Annotated in this window: 15 protein-coding genes; 4 read left to right on the top strand and 11 right to left on the bottom strand. The window is 69.1% G+C overall.

Annotated elements, in window-relative coordinates; genetic code table 11:
• Positions 1 to 206: 206 nt before the first annotated feature.
• The 4 genes from H0X91_RS02150 to H0X91_RS02165 form a co-directional block, all read right to left on the bottom strand.
• Positions 207 to 1,631 (bottom strand): amino acid permease, encoded by a 1,425-nt coding sequence (locus tag H0X91_RS02150; RefSeq protein WP_006491514.1) that lies wholly within the window; start codon positions 1,629 to 1,631, stop codon positions 207 to 209.
• Positions 1,632 to 1,813: 182 nt separating this feature from the next.
• Positions 1,814 to 3,229: an NAD(P)/FAD-dependent oxidoreductase gene (locus H0X91_RS02155; protein WP_196432769.1), complete on the bottom strand. Its 1,416-nt coding sequence runs from the start codon at positions 3,227 to 3,229 to the stop codon at positions 1,814 to 1,816.
• A gap of 346 nt (positions 3,230 to 3,575) precedes the next feature.
• Positions 3,576 to 4,880, bottom strand: a complete 1,305-nt coding sequence (locus tag H0X91_RS02160) for an MFS transporter (RefSeq protein WP_058902953.1) — start codon at positions 4,878 to 4,880, stop codon at positions 3,576 to 3,578.
• A 119-nt stretch (positions 4,881 to 4,999) separates the two neighbouring features.
• Positions 5,000 to 6,655, bottom strand: a complete 1,656-nt coding sequence (locus H0X91_RS02165) for a GMC family oxidoreductase (protein ID WP_006495185.1) — start codon at positions 6,653 to 6,655, stop codon at positions 5,000 to 5,002.
• 187 nt (positions 6,656 to 6,842) lie between these two features.
• Here H0X91_RS02165 and H0X91_RS02170 point away from each other — a divergent pair, with 187 nt between their 5' ends.
• Positions 6,843 to 7,667 (top strand): IclR family transcriptional regulator, encoded by an 825-nt coding sequence (locus H0X91_RS02170; RefSeq protein WP_058902952.1) that lies wholly within the window; start codon positions 6,843 to 6,845, stop codon positions 7,665 to 7,667.
• Between the two features lie 15 nt (positions 7,668 to 7,682).
• Here H0X91_RS02170 and H0X91_RS02175 read toward each other — a convergent pair whose 3' ends face one another.
• From H0X91_RS02175 to H0X91_RS02190, 4 genes are all read right to left on the bottom strand, one after another.
• Positions 7,683 to 8,006: a hypothetical protein gene (locus H0X91_RS02175; RefSeq protein WP_006495187.1), complete on the bottom strand. Its 324-nt coding sequence runs from the start codon at positions 8,004 to 8,006 to the stop codon at positions 7,683 to 7,685.
• Positions 8,007 to 8,122: 116 nt separating this feature from the next.
• The gene (locus H0X91_RS02180; RefSeq protein ID WP_058903586.1) at positions 8,123 to 9,145 is read right to left on the bottom strand and encodes a DUF2891 domain-containing protein; all 1,023 of its coding nucleotides are present in this window, start codon (positions 9,143 to 9,145) and stop codon (positions 8,123 to 8,125) included.
• A 21-nt stretch (positions 9,146 to 9,166) separates the two neighbouring features.
• Complete coding sequence (locus H0X91_RS02185; RefSeq protein WP_006491307.1) at positions 9,167 to 10,117, bottom strand: DUF979 domain-containing protein; 951 nt, start codon at positions 10,115 to 10,117, stop codon at positions 9,167 to 9,169.
• Entirely contained in the window at positions 10,114 to 10,803 is a 690-nt protein-coding gene (locus tag H0X91_RS02190) for a DUF969 domain-containing protein (protein ID WP_006491314.1), read from the bottom strand. Before H0X91_RS02190 ends, H0X91_RS02185 begins: the two co-directional genes overlap by 4 nt.
• A 275-nt stretch (positions 10,804 to 11,078) precedes the next feature.
• Here H0X91_RS02190 and H0X91_RS02195 point away from each other — a divergent pair, with 275 nt between their 5' ends.
• Positions 11,079 to 11,303 (top strand): hypothetical protein, encoded by a 225-nt coding sequence (locus tag H0X91_RS02195; RefSeq protein ID WP_006491315.1) that lies wholly within the window; start codon positions 11,079 to 11,081, stop codon positions 11,301 to 11,303.
• A gap of 48 nt (positions 11,304 to 11,351) precedes the next feature.
• Here H0X91_RS02195 and H0X91_RS02200 read toward each other — a convergent pair whose 3' ends face one another.
• Positions 11,352 to 11,780, bottom strand: coding sequence for a hypothetical protein (locus H0X91_RS02200; RefSeq protein ID WP_062910525.1), 429 nt, complete (start codon positions 11,778 to 11,780; stop codon positions 11,352 to 11,354).
• 313 nt (positions 11,781 to 12,093) lie between these two features.
• Here H0X91_RS02200 and H0X91_RS02205 point away from each other — a divergent pair, with 313 nt between their 5' ends.
• Together H0X91_RS02205 and H0X91_RS02210 are read left to right on the top strand one after the other, a co-directional pair.
• Entirely contained in the window at positions 12,094 to 13,098 is a 1,005-nt protein-coding gene (locus H0X91_RS02205) for a chemotaxis response regulator protein-glutamate methylesterase (protein WP_006495190.1), read from the top strand.
• Positions 13,099 to 13,165: 67 nt separating this feature from the next.
• Positions 13,166 to 14,227 (top strand): diguanylate cyclase, encoded by a 1,062-nt coding sequence (locus H0X91_RS02210; protein WP_058902951.1) that lies wholly within the window; start codon positions 13,166 to 13,168, stop codon positions 14,225 to 14,227.
• 37 nt (positions 14,228 to 14,264) lie between these two features.
• On the opposite strand, the gene H0X91_RS02215 is transcribed toward H0X91_RS02210, so the two are convergent.
• Entirely contained in the window at positions 14,265 to 16,511 is a 2,247-nt protein-coding gene (locus H0X91_RS02215; protein WP_062910526.1) for a putative bifunctional diguanylate cyclase/phosphodiesterase, read from the bottom strand.
• Between the two features lie 295 nt (positions 16,512 to 16,806).
• The gene (locus H0X91_RS02220; RefSeq protein ID WP_230205747.1) at positions 16,807 to 17,412 is read right to left on the bottom strand and encodes a LysR substrate-binding domain-containing protein; all 606 of its coding nucleotides are present in this window, start codon (positions 17,410 to 17,412) and stop codon (positions 16,807 to 16,809) included.
• Positions 17,413 to 17,512 lie beyond the last annotated feature (100 nt).

The raw sequence follows: 17,512 nt of genomic DNA on the forward strand, positions 1-17,512 counted from the left end.
TCCTCGTTCGCGGATGACGGTGCGCGTCGTTGCCGCGCACCGGTGAATCGGTTCATCCATGCTATGCCGGCCGGCGCCCGACATAAAGTCGCATCCTCTGATCGGTGCTATCGGTCGGCCCGATAGTTGCGCCGGCTCCCCCGCGGGCCGCATGCGCGAAGGCCCGGCGCATGCACCGGGCCTTCGGCGCCATGCGGTGCCGCCCGTCAACGCGGCGGATACGCGAGCAGTTCGCTGTCGTCGAGATGCTCGCGGCGGCCGCGGCGCGTCAGCCCGTACGCGACCACGAGTACGCCGAGGCTCGCGACGCCGAGCCAGAGCGGCTTGCGCTGGTCCGGGATGAACGCCATCGCGACGAGGATGCCGACCATGCCGATGATCGCGACCCAGGTCAGGTACGGGTACGCCCACATCTTCACGCGCAGCTTGCTGGCGGCGACCGGGTCCAGACGCTTGCGCAGGCGCAGTTGCGAGAACGCGATCAGCACGTACACGAACAATGCGACGGTGCCGTACGAATTGACGAGGAACGCGAACACGGTATCGGGCGACACGTACGACATCACGACCGACACGTAGCCGAACACCGTGCCGAGCAGGATCGCGCGCACCGGCACGCCGCGCTTGTTGACCTTCGCGAGCGCGGCCGGCGCGTCGCCGTGGCGGGTCAGCGCGAACAGCATCCGCGAGGCCGCATAGAGGCCCGAGTTGAGCGCGGACAGCACGGCGGTCAGCACGATCGCGTTCATCACGTTGGCGGCGGCCGGCAGGCCCATCACTTCCAGCGCGCTCACGTACGGCGTGGCCATCTGCGCGGAATTCCACGGCACCAGCGCGACGACGAGCGCGACCGAGCCGACGTAGAACACCAGCACGCGGGTGATCACCGAGTTGGTTGCCTTCGCAACCGCCTTGGCCGGCTCCTTCGCCTCGGCCGCCGCGATCGTGACGATTTCCGCGCCGAAGTAGAACCCGGTGGCCGCGACCGCCCCGCTCATCACCGGCCCGATGCCGAGCGGCATGAAGCCGCCGTGACCGAGCAGCGTCGGCAGCACGGCCGTCGTGTGCATCGACGCGGGCCACATGCCGAGCACGTAGAGGCCGCCGAGGAACAGGAACACGACGATCGCGCCGACCTTGATCGACGAGAACCAGAATTCGAATTCGCCGTAACTGCCGACCGAGATCAGGTTCGTGAGCGTCAGCACGACCAGCAGCGCGAGACTGATGATCCACGCCGGCGTGTCGGGCAGCCAGAACTGGATCAGCCTGGCGCCCGCGACCGCTTCCAGCGCGACGACGATCACCCAGAAATACCAGTACATCCAGCCGGTCAGGAAACCCGCCATCCTGCCGGGCCCGCGCCAGTTGCCGAACGCGAGCCGCGCGTACTCGTAGAACGAGCCGACGGCCGGCATCGCGCACGCCATCTCGCCGAGCATCCGCATCACGAGCACGACCAGCCCGCCCGTGATCAGGAACGACAGGATCGCGGCCGGCCCGGTCTGCTGAATCACCACGCCGCTGCCGACGAACAGCCCGGCACCGATCACGCCGCCAAGCGCGATCATCGTCATGTGGCGCTGCTTGAGCCCACACTTCAGGTCACTCTGGTTCATCGAGGGTTGCATGTCTTCTCCATATCCAGTTGTCCGGCGCCGCCCGCGTCACCTTCGGGTGAACGCGGGCGCCGCCGGCGACGGCGCGTGCAGGGGCACCTGCAGCCCCGGCCGCACGGATTTCTGTGGCTTTTATTGTGTCGGGTTGCCCGGCGCGCGCGGTCTTGCGTCGCGCCGGGTGGTGCGCCCCGCGCTCAGGGCTTTTCGTCGTTCCTGAAGTACGACAGGTAGAGCATCCGCTGCCCGATACGCCGGAACGGCGCGAACGGGTGACCGGGCAGCGGCGACGTGAAGATCGGCAGCGTCTGGCGTGCGCCCTTCCCCGCGATCTGCTCGGCGAGCCGACGGCCGGCCTGCTGCGAATACGACACGCCGTTGCCGCCGTAGCCAAGCGCGTAGTACACGGATTGCCGCGGATCGGGCTGGCACACGCGCGGCATCATGTCGTGACTCACGTCGACCCAGCCCCACCACGAGTAATCGATCTCGACGCCGCGCAGCGCCGGAAACTTGCGCGCCATGCCTTCCTTCAGCAAATCGAGGTGGCGCGGGTTCGGCGCATCGTCGCCGGTGATCGCGCTGCGGCTGCCGATCTGCAGCCGGCGATCGGGCAGGAAACGATAGTAGAAGCGCAGCGTGCGCGTGTCGGTCAGCACCTGCGTCGTGCGGAAGTTGCATGCATCGATCTCGGCGTCGGTCAGCGGCCGCGTGACCATCGAATTCGACAGGATCGGCATCACCTTGCTGCGCAGCGACGGATGCAGCGTCTGCGCGGTGTACGCGCCGGTCGCGATGCCGACCGCGCGAGCCCGCACCACGCCGCCCGGCGTGCGCAGGTGGTGCACGCCGTCGATCGTCTCGAAGCCGAGCACGGGGCTGCTCGTATGCACCTTCGCGCCGGCTTCGCGTGCGAGACGCAGGTAGCCGAACGCGAGTTTCAGCGCATGGATGCCGATGCCTTCCGGCTCGTGCAGCGCGCCGGCCGCCTCGTGGTCGTTGATGAATTCGCGGCGGAACGTCTCCGCGCTCAGCAGTTCGGACGGATAGCCGAACACGTCCTTCCACACCTTCGCCTCGGCCGCGAGCTTCGCCATGATGCGCGGGCGATGCGCGATCAGGAAATGGCCGCCCGGCTGCGGATCGCAGTCGATTTCCGATACGAGCGACTTGAAGTGCTCGAAGCCTTCGAGAATCTCGTCGTGCATCTTCAGCGCGACGTCCTTGCCCCAGCGCTCGATCCACTGCGAGCGCGACAGCCGGCCCGACGCGTTCTGCCCCTGCCCGCCGTTGCGGCTGCTGCAGCCCCAGCTGATGCGGTTGGCCTCGAGCACGACGGCCTTGATGCCGTGATCCCGCGCGAGGCACAGTGCGGTCGCGAGGCCCGTATAGCCGGCGCCGATGATCGCGACGTCGACGTCGAGATCGCGCGTGACGGGGCCGTCGTCGGCCGGCGGAGTGCCGGCCGTCGCGACCCAGTAGGTCGGCGCGTATTGCTTGCCGCAGCCGGGTCCCGGCGACACGAGCGGATCGTAGGTCGGGTCGTAACGCGTGTCGTTCGGCCGGCCGCCGGCGAAGCCGCTCGTGGTGCGTTCGATGGAAGGGGTCGACATGGTCAGCCCTCCGTTGCGGGCATGCCCGTTGCGCCGCAACCGGCGCGCGAGGCGATTCGACTGACTGATGCGGGGCGCGTGTCCGCCGCGCGGGCGGATGCTGCCGACTGCCTGTTGGTCATGCCTGTCTCCTGATCGTTCTCTTCGGGTCGATCGTGTGCAGATGCTTCCATGCGGCGATCTGTCGAGGAAAGTGTAGGCAGGCCGATTTACCGCAGGTAGGGCCAGTGGGCCGGATTCGCTTGGACCAGCACCTGGGCCGGCAGTCAGGCCAGCGCGAACGCGAGGCCGCCGGCGCCCCGGCGCCGATACGACCCCGCACACCGCCGCCCGCCCGGCGCGGGCGTCACGTCGCGCGTACCGCGACGGCGGCCATGCCGCCGCGTTTCTCGATCGCCCGCGCGGACACGATCGACAGGAGTGCAGACAACATCACGTAAACCCCGACGAGCCACGGCGCGCCGCCGTTCGCCCGCAGCAGCGCGGTCGCGACGATCGGCGTGAGGCCGCTCGCGAAGATGCCCGACACCTGGTAGACGAACGAAATGCCCGTGTAACGCACGTTCGCGTCGAACAGCTCCGCGAACAGCGCGGCCTCCGGCCCGTACGCCATCGCATAGAAGATCCCGAACGGAATCACCAGCGCGAGCCACACGGCGAGCAGGTTCGTCGACTGCGTCTGCAGCAGCCAGAACGCGGGCAGCACCGACAGCCCGCACAGCGTCGCGCCCCACCGGTACACGCGCGCACGGCCGAGCCGGTCCGACAGGCTGCCGAACACGGGGATGAACCCGCACATCACGACGGCCGCGCTCATCACGCCGAGCAGCGCGTCGCCGCGCGAGATCGACAGGTTGCGCGTCATGTAGCCGATCGAGAACACCGCGAACACGTTGAAGAACACGCCGTCGATATAGCGCGCGCCCATCCCGAGCAGGATCGCCTGCCGGTAGTTGCCGAGCAGCTCGACCACCGGCAGCTTCGTGTCGCGCCGCTGACGCTTGAGCGCGACGAACTCGGGCGTGTCGGCCACGCGCGTGCGGATGTAGAAGCCGACCGCGACGAGCAGCAGCGACGCCGTGAACGCGACGCGCCAGCCCCATGCGAGGAACGCGGCGTCCGGCAGCGCGCGCGACAGCCCCGCGACGACGCCGGCCGCGAGACACAGCCCGATCGCGAGACCGATCTGCGGCAGGCTCGCATACAGTCCGCGCCGGTGCGGCGGCGCGTATTCGTATGCCATCAGCACCGCGCCGCCCCACTCGCCGCCGAGGCCGATCCCCTGCAGCACGCGCAGCGTCAGCAGCAGCACGGGCGCCCACATGCCGATCTGCGCGTAGGTCGGCAGGAACGCGACGCCGGCCGTCGACACGCCCATGATCAGCATCGTCAGGATCAGCGCCGACTTGCGCCCGACGCGGTCGCCGAGATGGCCGAACAGCAAGCCGCCGAGCGGCCGCGTGACGAAGCCGACCGCGAACGTCGCATACGCGAGCATGGTCGACACGAACGCGTCGCCGGACGGAAAGTACTGCTTGTCGAACACGATGCCGGCGACCACGCCGTACAGGAAAAAGTCGTACCACTCGACGGTCGCGCCGATCACGCTGGCCGCGGCCACGCGTCGGACGACCCGGGAATCGATTGCCATGCGAGCTTCTCCAGGTAAGGATGCGCCGCAACCTGCCCCGACGCCGTGCCGGCGGGGGCATCGATGAGCGCGCGGCGGCCGTCCGGGCGCAGGAGCACGGGCCGCGCGGGCGCTGCGCGCTACGCGAGCGCCTCGGCGGCCGGCGCGACGCTGCGGCCGCGATCGGCCTCGCGCGCGTCCTCCAGGATCATGTCGGACGCCTTCTCGGCGACCATCACGATCGGCACGTTGGTATTGCCCGATACGAGCGTCGGCATGATCGAGCAGTCGACCACGCGCAAGCCGCGCGTGCCATACACGCGCAGCCGCTCGTCGACGACCGCGAGCGGATCGCTCGCGACGCCCATTTTCGCGGTGCCGGACGGATGGAAGATCGTCTGCCCGTACTCGCGGCAGAACTCGAGCAACTCGTCGTCGGTCTGCGCGTCCGCGCCGGGCCGCACCTCGCGCTTCATCAGCGGCGCCATCGGCTCGGCGGCCGCGACACGGCGCGCGAAGCGCACGCCGGCCACCGTCGTGCGGCGGTCGCGCTCGGTGTCGAGATAGTTCGGCTGGATCGACGGCGCGTCGCGCGCATCGTCGGTCCGAATCCGTACGGTCCCGCGCGATTCGGGCCGCAACTGGCAGATCGAGTACGTGCAGCCGGGAAACGGATGCACGCTGCCGCCCGCCGAGTCGGCCGACAGCGTCGAGAAATGGAACTGGATGTCGGGCGTCGCCGATTCGTCCGGCAACGCGCGGCAGAACATCCCGCCCTGGTTGATCCCGATCGCGAGCGGGCCGCCGCGGAACAGCGCCCATTGCAGCCCCATCTTCGCGCGGCCGACCCACGAATGCAGCTCGTCGTTGGTCGTGATCGGCTTCGTCACCTCGTAGATCAGCCGTACCTGCAGATGATCCTGCAGGTTTTCGCCGACGCCCTTCCGATCGGCCACGACCGCAATCCCGTGCCGGTCCAGCAGCGCGGCGGGCCCGACGCCCGACACCTGCAGCAATTGCGGCGACTGCAGCGCGCCGGCCGCGAGGATCACCTCGCGCAGCGCGCGCACCTCGTGCACCTTGCCGTGCTGCACGTAGCGCACGCCGGACGCCTGCGCGCCGTCGAACAGCACCTTCAGCGCCTGCGCGTCGGTCTCGATGTGCAGGTTCGGCCGTCCGCGCGCGGGCTTCAGGTACGCGACCGCGGTCGAGCAGCGCAGGCCGTTGCGCGTCGTCAGCTGGTAGTAGCCGACTCCCTCCTGGTCGCCCGTGTTGAAGTCGTCGACCGTGCGCACGCCGAGCCGGTTCGACGCGGCGACGAACGCATCGACGAGTTCGTGCCGCTGCCGGATCGCCGACGCCCACAGCGGGCCGCCGGTGCCGCGCGTCGGGCCTTCGCCGAGCGTGTTGTGTTCGAGCCGCCGGAAATACGGCAGACAGTCGCGCCAGCTCCAGCCGCGATTGCCGAGCGCGGCCCAGTGGTCGTAGTCCTGCTGCTGCCCGCGCACGTAGATCAGCCCGTTGATCGAGCTGCAGCCGCCGAGCGTGCGGCCGCGCGGCCAGTACAGGCGGCGGTTGTGCATGTTCGGATCGGGATCGGTATGGAAGCCCCAGTTGTACACCGGGTGGAACATCGTCTTGCCATAACCGATCGGCACGTGGATCCACATGTAGTTGTCGGCGGGGCCCGCCTCCAGCAGGCACACCGTATGGCGGCCGCCGTCGGACAGCCGGTTGGCGAGGACGCAACCGGCCGATCCTGCGCCGACCACGACATAGTCGAAGCTGCGTGTCATTCCGTGTCTCCGTTCCGGGGTATGCGAAAAATCCGGTATGTTTTGTCCAAATTTATTGAGCACACGGACCACGTACAAGCCGATTTATTGTCCACGCCGCGAATGTGGTACAAAAACCGTTCAATTCGTTTCATTTCTCTCGCACACACCATCCCGGGACGCACGCCGATCCCGACGGAGGAGACACATGCGCGACACCGCCCCCGCGCCGCCCGACGGCGCGCCCGCCGACGATGCGCGCGTGCTGCGCGCGCTCGCCGTGCTCGAAGCGCTGGCCGCGGCCGGACAGCCGTACACGCTGTCGCAGCTCGCCGCACGGCTGCACATCCCGAAGGCGACGCTGCTGCGCCTGATCGAATCGCTCGAAACGCGCGGCTACGTGATGCACATGCCCGACTCGCGCGGCCACGACCGCGGCATCGCGCTCGGCCCGCGCGCCGCGCAGTTCGCGCTCGCGGCGCTGTCGAACAACACGTTTACGCGCGGTTGCCGGTCGGTGCTGCGCACGCTCGTCGACGTGCTCGGCGAGACCTGCAACCTCACCGCGCTCGACGGCGACACGGTGCTGTACGTCGAACGCGTCGAGACCACCGAACCGCTGCGGCTCGAGATGCGGCCCGGCATGCGCGTGCCGCTGCATTGCACGGCGAGCGGCAAGCTGTTCCTGTCGCAGATGAATGCGCTGGAGCGCAACGCGCTGCTCGCGCGGCTCACATTGCAGAAGATGACCTACCGAACGCTGACCGATGCGCAATTGCTCGCGGCCGAGCTCGACCGGCTGGCCGCGCGCGGCGTCGGCATCGACAACGAGGAATTCGTACGCGGAATGGTGGCCGTCGCGGTGCCGGTGAAGGATGCGGCGAGCGGTCGCGTGCTCGCGGCGCTCGCCGTGCATGCACCGACCGCGCGCGCGACGCTCAACGATCTGCTGGAGAACGTGCAGAAGATGCGCGACGCGGCCACGCGGCTCGCGCCGCTGCTGCATGCGACTGAAGGCGCGTCGCCGGGTTGATGCGGCCGCGCGCGCTCATGCGAGGTGGTAGCGCAGCCAGAAGGTTTCGCGGCATGCGTTGTCGAACGTCAGCCGCGACGGATTGATCGGCTGCGCATCGGGATGGCGCAGCACGTCGTAGTCGATCCAGCATTCGGCGCACAGCAGGTCGGACGGCGCGCGGTCCTGCTCGACCGAGCGGCGCACGATCGCGCCGTTGTCGAAACGGTATTCGGTTTCGTCGCGCGTGACCTCGACGTCATCGTCGGTCCAGCGGTCGTGCGACGTGGCGTGCGACACGATCTGCACCGGGCCGGCGAGCCCGTGGATCGCGGCGACATAGGAGATGAGCTTGTCCATGGCGAGGCGGCGAACTGGCGGATGGCGCGCTTCGCACCGCGCATGCGGCGCGAAGCGGCCCGAGCGGCGAGTATAGCCGCGGGCCGAAGACCTTGCGGCCGGCGGGGTTTCGCGCGCTACGCGTCCAGCGCGAGCAACGCGAACGTCGCGAGCCAGTGCTCGCCCATGTAATCGCCGGCCACGTGCGCGAGCGCGCTCGCGAGATGCCGGTCGGCCGCGTCGAGCAGCTTCGCGCGCCGCGCATCGCCTTCCGGCAGCGCGCCGGCCAGCGAACGCTGGCACCATGCACGGCTCAGGTTCAGCCCGTCGAGGTGTGCGATCTTGCCGTCGCTGCGATCGCTGACGGTCGCCGGCTGGAACAGCGTCGCCGGCTCGCCGCGCGCGAGGTCGGGCAAAAAGCGCGCGAACCAGTCGTCGAATTCGGCGACCGGCAGCACGCGCCGCATCAGTTCGGCCTCCATCAGCGCGGGCGACAGGAATTCGTCGCCGGACGGCTCCCACGCCTGGCACGCGACGTCGTTCAGGTGCCAGCGCTTCGCGGTATCGACGATCAGCGCCGCGAGCCCGTCGCGCTGCGTATCGCGCGCGAAATCGAGCGCGAGCGCCAGCGCGAACGCGGTGTTGAAGTGCGTGCCGACGCGCAGCGGATAAGTCGCCTTCGGCAGAAAAGTCTCGAAGCGCGACACGAACAGATCGGCCAGCGGCGCCATCGTCTTCGCCCAGCGCGCGGCCTGCGGCAACACGCCCTTCAGCGCGAGCCGCTCGAGCTGCGCGGATAGCGCGAGCAGCCACGCCCAGCCGTACGGCCGCTCGAAGCCGCTGTTGTGCGGCAGCGCGAGATACGCGCGCTCGCCGGCGACGTTCGCGTCGGTGAAATGCGCGTCGACGATCGCGACGATGCGCTCGGCCTCCGGCAATGCCGGGTAGCGTTCGAGCACGCGCAGCACGAGCCAGTAGCCGTGCACGCACGAATGCCAGTCGTAGCTGCCGTAGAAGATCGGGTGCAATGCGCGCGGGCCCTGCACGTCGTGCGGCCCTTCGAGCGCATGCGTGAGCTTGTTCGGATATTCGCGGGTCAGGTGCGCGAGCGCGAGCGACGCGAATTTCGAAGCGAGTTCGGGGGTGAGTCGGTCGGTCATGAGCATCTCTCGTCCATCGAATCAGAAGCGGAATACGAACGCGTACATCAGCAGCGTGTTCACGGCCAGCAGCAGCACGGCCGTCGGCCACTGCGCCTTGATCACGCCGTTCTTGTCCTTCAGTTCGAGCAGCGCCGCGGGCACGATGTTGAAGTTCGCGGCCATCGGCGTCATCAGCGTACCGCAGAAGCCGCTCAGCATCCCGATCGCGCCCATGATCGCCGGATTGCCGTGGAACTGGTGGACGATCAGCGGCAGGCCGATGCCGGCCGTCATCACCGGAAACGCGGCGAAGCCGTTGCCCATGATCATCGTGAAGAGCGCCATGCCGACCGTATAGGCCGCGACCACCGCGAACGGCGAATCGATCGGCACCCACTCCTTCACGAGCCCCGACACCACGCCGCCGACACCCGCCACCGCGAACAATGCGCCGAGCGCCGCGAGCATCTGCGGCAGGATCGCGGCCCAGCCGACCGCATCCATCGTGTGGCGCGCTTCCTTCAGCGCATGCACGGGCGAATCGCGCAGCATCGCGAGCGCGACGACGAACGCGACGATCGTGCCGAGCACGAGCGAGATCAGCGTCACGCTCTTCGACTCGACGAACGGCACGCTCTTCAACGCGAACGTGCCGATCAGCGTGACGACCGGAATCAGCAGCGCGGGCAGGAACAGCCGGTTGCCGAAGCGCTGCGCGAGCGTCTCGCGCCGCACGGCCGCCGCTTCGCCGGCCTCGTCGGACTGGCCGCGGCCCAGCTTGCCGGAGCCGGCGATCACCGCGAGCGCGATCGCGAGGCAGCCCGTCACGACATGCGGCAGCAGCGCGCCGAACAGGAATGTGACCGCGTAGATCGCCCAGAACGCGAAATTGACGACGCGCCGCGGGTTCGTGCGGTCCGTCAGGTTGAAATACGCGAACGCGGCGAACATCAGCCCCGCGAGCGTGTACAGCGATTCGAGGCCGATCATCGCGCGCCCTCCTGCTTCACCAGGCCGAAGCCGCGCGCGAGCCGGCGGTCGAGCAGCGCGAGGCGCGTGCAATGGATCAGCAGCGCGGCGATCGCGGTCGGGATCGCCCACACCGACAGGTGCAGCGGCTCGATGGAGAGGCCGTTCTGTTCGAGAAAGCCCTTGATCAGCAGGATCGACTGGATCGCGATGAAGATGTCCTCGCCGAAGAACACGGCGACGTTGTCGGCGCCCGACGCATGCGCGCGGATCTGCTGGCGCACCGACTCGGGCAGCTCGCCGTGCCGGCTGACCGCGGCGGCCTCGGCCATCGGCGCGATCAGCGGCCGCACCATCTGCGCGTGGCCGCCGAGCGACGTGAGGCCGAGCGCGGCCGTCGCCTGGCGCAGCACGAAGTACAGCATCAGCACGCGGCCCGTGGTGGCCGCCTGCACCCGCGAGATCATCCGCTTCGCCTGCTCCTTGAGCCCGTTGCGCTCGAGCAGCGCGATCACCGGCAGCGTGAGCCAGATCAGCCCCATGTAGCGGTTCTCGGTGAACGCCTTGCCGAACGCGCTGACGATGTCGACGAGATTCAGCCCGCCCGCCAGCCCCGTCGCGAGCCCCGCGATCGTGACCACCAGCAGCGCATTGAAGCGCAGCGCGAAGCCGATCACGACGATCGGCACTCCAATCAGCACCAGCATTTCCCCTCCTTGTGTCTGGACGTGCGGCACGTCGGCCACGCGCGGCCGGCCCGGTTTGCATCGGGCTCGGACGGCGAAATCTAACACGAGACTTTATCGATAAAAAGTCGACAATTTGCCGGTTCGGGTAAACGTTGAAGCCGACGGACACCGTGCCCGCGCCGTGTGTCGGCCACATTTCATCGGACGAATCGGGCGGGCCGGCCGGCGCGCGTGGCGCGGGCCCGGGACGCCGACTACACTGAAAAGCAACGGCAACGTACGGGAGAGCCGCCATGATTGACGTATTCCAGACCATCGGCAGCCGCGCGTTCTCCGCCCATCTGGCGAAGGACGGGATGGTGACGCTGATGGAGCAACGCCAGGAAGTCGACCGCGTGACGCTCGCGACCGCCTATGCCGCGCTCGTCGAGGAAGCCGAGCAGGAAGACGACCTGCTCGACGCGACGGTCGAAGGGATGATGCGCGCGCTGATCCAGGGCTACGCGCGCAGCCATTGACGACGCGGCGGCGCGTCCAGCGTGCCGCCGGCGACCCGGTCGCGACCGCTACGCGGCCGGCGTGCCCGCGCCCATGCCGAACCACCGGCCCTCGCGCAGTTGCCGGTAGTCGGCCTGCGTGAAGATTTGCAGCAGATTCGCCACCGCGCCGTGGCTGGCGCGATCGCGCTCCGTCATGAAGGCTTCGATCTCGTCGCGGCCGGCAAACAGGATCGTGCCGAAATAACGCGCGCGTTCCGCGTCGGAGAGGTTTGTCGCGCTCAACTGGTACGGATGGTGAAGCGCCGCGAACAGGAAGTAGTAGCGCTCGGCATCGTCGCGCAGCACGCGCACCGCATCGGGTTCGACCGGAAAATCGCGGTAGAACGACGCGTGTCCGCTCTCGATGTAGATCCGGTACAGCAAACGGCCGTCCTGCTCGATCACGATCGGCGCATGCGGGTCGCGGCGGACGAGTACGGTATGGGGCGCGGTCATCCGGCTCCCTCCTTTCTTTTTTGTCGATGCCGACACGGTAACATGCGGACTTTCACGGCCGGTCCGGGCAGGATCGACCGGCCCGCTTGCGGGCAATGCCGCACGGCCATAGAGGAAACGCACTGAAACGGCATCATGCGCACATTTTTCGATTGCCGCCGCTCGCGCCGCATGACAGCATTCGGGCGTCGCCAACCGAAAAGAATGCCGCGCCGTCCGGCCGCCGATGCCGCCCGGCAGCGCCGAACAGGCTACGCCCTTCCATGAACCCGGCCCACCTCCAACACTACGAACCGACCGGAGAATTCCGCTTGTGAACATCGGCATCGTCAACGACCTCCCGCTTGCCGTCGAGGCGATGCGCCGCGCGATCGCGCGACGGCCCGAGCACCGCGTGCTGTGGGTCGCGACCGACGGCGCGCAGGCCGTCGAACTGTGCGCCGCGCAGCCGCCCGACATCGTGCTGATGGACCTGATCATGCCGAAATTCGACGGGATCGAAGCGACGCGGCGGATCATGCGCTCCGAACGACCATGCGCGATCCTGATCGTGACGAGCTGCATCGGCGCGAACGCGTGGCGCGTGTTCGAGGCGATGGGCGCCGGCGCGCTCGACGCGGTCGACACGCCGCGGCTCGGCGACGGCGCGGCCGGCGACACGACGAAACTGCTGCTCGCGAAGATCGACCAGATCGGCCGCCTGCTCGACGCGCCGGGCGGCCCGCGCATCGCCGGCACGGCCGCGCGCAACGGCGGCGGCCCGCTGGTCGCGATCGGCGCATCGGCCGGCGGCCCCGGCGCGCTCGCGTCGATCCTCGGCAGCCTGCCCGCCGATTTCAATGCGCCGATCGTGATCGTGCAGCACGTCGATCGCGCGTTCGCCGAAGGCATGGCGCAATGGCTCGACGGCCAGACCCGGCTCGCCGTGCGCGTCGCCCGCGAAGGCGACCGCCCGCAGCCGGGCGTCGCGCTGCTCGCCGCGACCGACGATCACCTGCGCATCACGCGCGCCGGCACGCTCGAATACACGCGGGAGCCGGCCGCCACGCCGTATCGTCCGTCGGTCGACGTGTTCTTCAACAGCCTGACCGAGCACTGGCCCGGCCGCGTGATCGGCGTGCTGCTGACGGGGATGGGCCGCGACGGCGCGATCGGCCTGAAGGCGCTGCGGATGAAGGGCTACCATACGATCGCGCAGGACGAGGCGACCAGCGCGGTATACGGGATGCCGAAGGCGGCCGCGACGCTCGGCGCGGCGCGTGCGATCCTGCCGCTCGGGCGCATCGCGGGCGAACTGGCGGCGCTCGCACGGATCTGAGCCCGACGATGACCGTCCGCAACACCCATGCCCGCCCTTGCAACGACCGCAACAACCCGCATCGACCATGACGATTGACCTGACTCGCCCGCCCGGCGGCCCGACCGCGTCGCCCGCCGACGTGCCGGCGATGGTGCTGCTGGTCGACGACCAGACGATCGTCGCGGAAGCCGTGCGGCGCGCGCTCGTCGACGAGGAAGGCATCGACTTCCACTACTGCCCGCGCTCGGACGACGCGATGGCCACCGCGATCGAGACGCGTCCGACCGTGATCCTGCAGGACCTCGTGATGCCGGGCACCGACGGGCTGAGCCTCGTCAAGGCGTACCGCGCGAATCCGGCGACGCGCGACGTGCCGATCATCGTGCTGTCGACGCAGGAGGAACCGGTGATCAAGAGCGCCGCGTTCGCGTCCGGCGCGAACGACTACCTGGTCAAGCTGCCCGATCGCATCGAGCTCGTCGCGCGCATCCGCTACCATTCGCGCTCGTACCTGAACCTGCTGCAGCGCGACGAAGCCTATCGCGCGCTGCGGCAATCGCAGCAGCAACTGCTCGAGGCCAATCTCGAACTGCGGCGCCTCACGCATTCCGACGGCCTGACCGGACTGTCGAACCGGCGCTATCTCGACGAATACCTGGCCGCCGAGTGGCGGCGCGGCACGCGCGAGCGCAGCGAGCTGTCGCTGCTGATGATCGACGTCGACAACTTCAAGCTGTACAACGACACGTACGGTCACGTGTCGGGCGACAGCGTGCTCAAGCAGATCGCGTCGACGATCGAGCGCTGCCTCGGGCAGTCGGGCGATCTCGCGGCGCGCTTCGGCGGCGAGGAATTCGCGGTCGTGATGCCGGCCACGTCGCCGGGCGCCGCGCGGCTGCTCGGCGAGAAGATCCGGCTCGCGGTCGAGGCACTGCGGCTGCGGCACGCGCATTCGTCGACCGGCAACCACACCGTGACGATCAGCATCGGCGGCGCGAGCATCGTGCCCGCGCCCGGCCTGCCGACGACCCTGCTGATCGAGGCGGCCGACCGCGCGCTCTATCGCGCGAAGCACGAAGGCAAGAACCGGGTCGAGATCGATCGGTCGTCGACGCCGCCGGGCAGCGGCGGGTTCGGCGCGCACTGACGCACACCAACGGGTACGACCGGCGCGCGCGCCGCGCTCAGGCCGCGCCGAGCCGGCGCGCGTAGTCGCTCGCCTCCAGCGGGCGGCTGAACAGATAGCCCTGCTGCATGTCGCAGCCGATCTGCTGCAGGAACCACGACTGCGCCTGCGTCTCGACGCCTTCGGCCGTGACCTTCATCCCGAGCGAATGCGCCATCGCGACGACCGCCTGCGTGATCGCGACCGAGTCGTGATGATCGGGCACGCCCGACACGAACGAGCGGTCGACCTTCAGGTTGTGCAGCGGAAAGCGCTTCAGGTACGCGAGCGACGAATAGCCGGTGCCGAAATCGTCGACCGAAATCCGCACGTTCATGTCCGTGAGCGCTTCGAGCATCGGCAGCACGGTGTCCGTGTCGTTCATCAGCACGCCTTCGGTGATTTCCAGTTCGAGCGCGGACGGGTCGAGCCGCGTTTGCGCGAGACAGCGGCCGACCGATTCGACGAGCCCTTCGTGAAACTGCCGCGGCGACAGGTTGACGGCCAGCATCAGGTCCGGCGCGATCGTGCGGCGCCACTCGGCCGCCTGCCGGCACGCGGTTTCGAGCACCCACTGGCCGATCGCGACGATCAGCCCCGTGTCTTCCGCGACCGGAATGAACTCGGCCGGCGACATCGGCCCGAGCTCGGGGCTCGTCCAGCGCAGCAGCGCCTCGGCGCCGACCGTGCGGCCGCTGCGCGCATCGACGACGGGCTGATACGCGAGCCGCAGCATGTCCGACGCAAGTGCGCGCCGCAGCGACTGCTCGATCGCGAAGCGGCGCTGCAGCCGCAGGTTGAGCTGCGCGGTGAAGAACGTGAAGTGGTTGCGGCCGCGCTGCTTCGCGTCGTACATCGCCGAATCGGCGTTGCGCATCAGCGTCACGGCATCGTCGCCGTCGCGCGGCGCGACGCTGATGCCGATCGATACGCCGAGCCAGTATTCGTTGTTCGCGATCGCGAACGGCTTCGCGATCGCGTCGATGACCTCGCGGGCGAGCACCGCGAGACGCTCGGGATCGTCGCAGTCGTCGACGAGGATCACGAACTCGTCGCCGCCGACCCGCGTGAGCGCGTAGCGGTCCGCGCAGGCCGAGAGCCGCGCCGCGACGCTGCGCAGCAGCGCATCGCCCGCGTCGTGGCCGGCCGTGTCGTTGACCTTCTTGAAGCCGACCAGATCGATGAACAGGATCGCGACGCGCGCGGGCCCGGTCGCCGCATCGTGCACGCCGAACAGATCGCGCATGCGATCGCCGAGCCAGCGACGGTTGTACAGGCCCGTCAGCGCATCGCGGGTCGCCATGTAGCGCAGCTGCTGCTGTGCTTCGCGCACGGGGCCGATGTCGTTGAACGACACGAGCACCGAGTCGGCCCGCGTCTCGCCCGGCCGCACGATCGGCACCGCGTTGCCGCGCACCCAGATGATGTCGCCGTCCGCGAGACCGAAGCCGACCGTGTAGTCGAGCATCGGCGTGGCCGTCTCGAGCGCACGCCGGCTCGGCCAGTCGCGCGGCTCGATCGGCGTGCCGTCCTCGCGCAGCTTGCGCAGGATCACCGTCGACAGCCGGCGGCCGACGAGTTCGCCCTTCACGCGCATCATCCGGTTCGCGCTCGGATTGCTCGCGATCACGACGCCCTCGCGCGATATGACCAGGATGCCCTCGCTCAGGCTGTTGACGACGAGCCGGTGATGCTCCTCGCTGTGCGCGAGCTGTCGCGCGATCCGGTCCTGGTGCACCGCGAGTCCGACGCTGTTGCCGATATCGCGCAACAGCGCGGTTTCCTCGTCGCTCGGCCGGCACGGCCAGTGGTGATAGACGGCGAATGCGCCGAGCACGATGCCCGCATCGTCGAGGAACGGCACCGACCAGCACGCGCGCAGGCCCAGCGGCAACGCGATGGCGCGGTAGTCGGCCCACAGCGGATCGGTTTCGATGTCCTCGACGGCGACCATCCGGCGCTCGTACATCGCGGTGCCGCACGAGCCGGCCGCGGGCCCGATCGTCGCGCCGTCGATCGCCGCGCTGTACTGCGCGGGCAGCGACGGCGCCGCGCCGACGCGCACGTGCACGCCGTCCGTATCGAGCAGCAGGATCGTGCACGACGCGCCGTCGCCGAGCAAAGTCTCGGCACGCCGGCAAACTTCGACCAACAGTTCCGGCAGCGGCGTGTTGCGCGTGATGAGTCTCAGTACGCTCTGCTCGGATGCGAGCACTTCCGCGGCGAGCCCGAGGCTGTAGCGAGAACTTTGCGGTTCGGTATTCAAGATGAATCCTGCCGTCTGTCCGACCGGGTCTGATGCGCCCGATTCGTTATCGATATTTCGTGCCTTTTCGTGCCCTGTCCCGCCCCGGGTTTACGCCGATGCCCGGTGCGCCCCGTTTGCGCGCCGAGCCAGGGCGCGCCGAAATGTATTTAACACCAATCCGTGACAGCCGGCGTGCCTGCTTGCATCAGGGGATACGCTCGGTTGCCGCGCGGCTCGCACCGGCGGCGACCGGTTCGCCGACCGGTTGCTGCAGCGCACGAAGGCCGCGCGCGCCTTCTCCGACAACGATCCGTCAGAATGTGTCCGCACCCTGCCCCGCTGCCGGCCGGTCGTCCGCGCCGGGATGCGCGCCCGTCACCGCCTTCAGCGCGTCGATCGCGGCGGCGACCGATGCGCTCGCGGGCGCCGCATACAGCGCGCCGACCGTCTCCGGCATCGTCGACAGCTTCAGCGGCAGCCGGCCGACGCGCTCGCCGGCCCGCGCGGCGAGGTCGAACGCACGGGCCGACTGCACGAACAGGCACGGCGACTGGCCGGCGACCGCGCGGTTGGTCTGCCACGACACCGACTCCATCAGCACGGCCGGCGGCGCCAGGCCCGCCTTAGCGAACTCTGCGTCGAGCGCCGTGCGCGCGGGCGAACCCGACGGCGGCGCGATCCACGGAAACGCGGCCGCGTCGCGCCAGCCGATCCGTGCGCGCCCGAGCAACGGATGGCGCGGCCCGCACACGACGATCATGTCGTCGCGGTACAGCGGCGCGACGGCGAGCCCCGCGCTCAACGCCGACGCGTCGAGCCGGCACACGAGCAGGTCGAGCTCGTGGCGGGCCGGCGCGCCGGGCGGCGCGAGCAGGTCCGGTCGCGTGCGGCCGGCCGGGCCGCGGGGGTCGAGGGTCACGGGCGTCTCCGTCATTCATGTTCGGCAGGTTATCGATCGACCCTGATCTTTCATCGATCGATACGCGATCCTGCCGCATAGTCGTCGGCATGAAAACCCC

The organism is Burkholderia sp. 9777_1386 (assembly GCF_015712265.1).
GTDB classification, from domain to species: domain Bacteria; phylum Pseudomonadota; class Gammaproteobacteria; order Burkholderiales; family Burkholderiaceae; genus Burkholderia; species Burkholderia cenocepacia.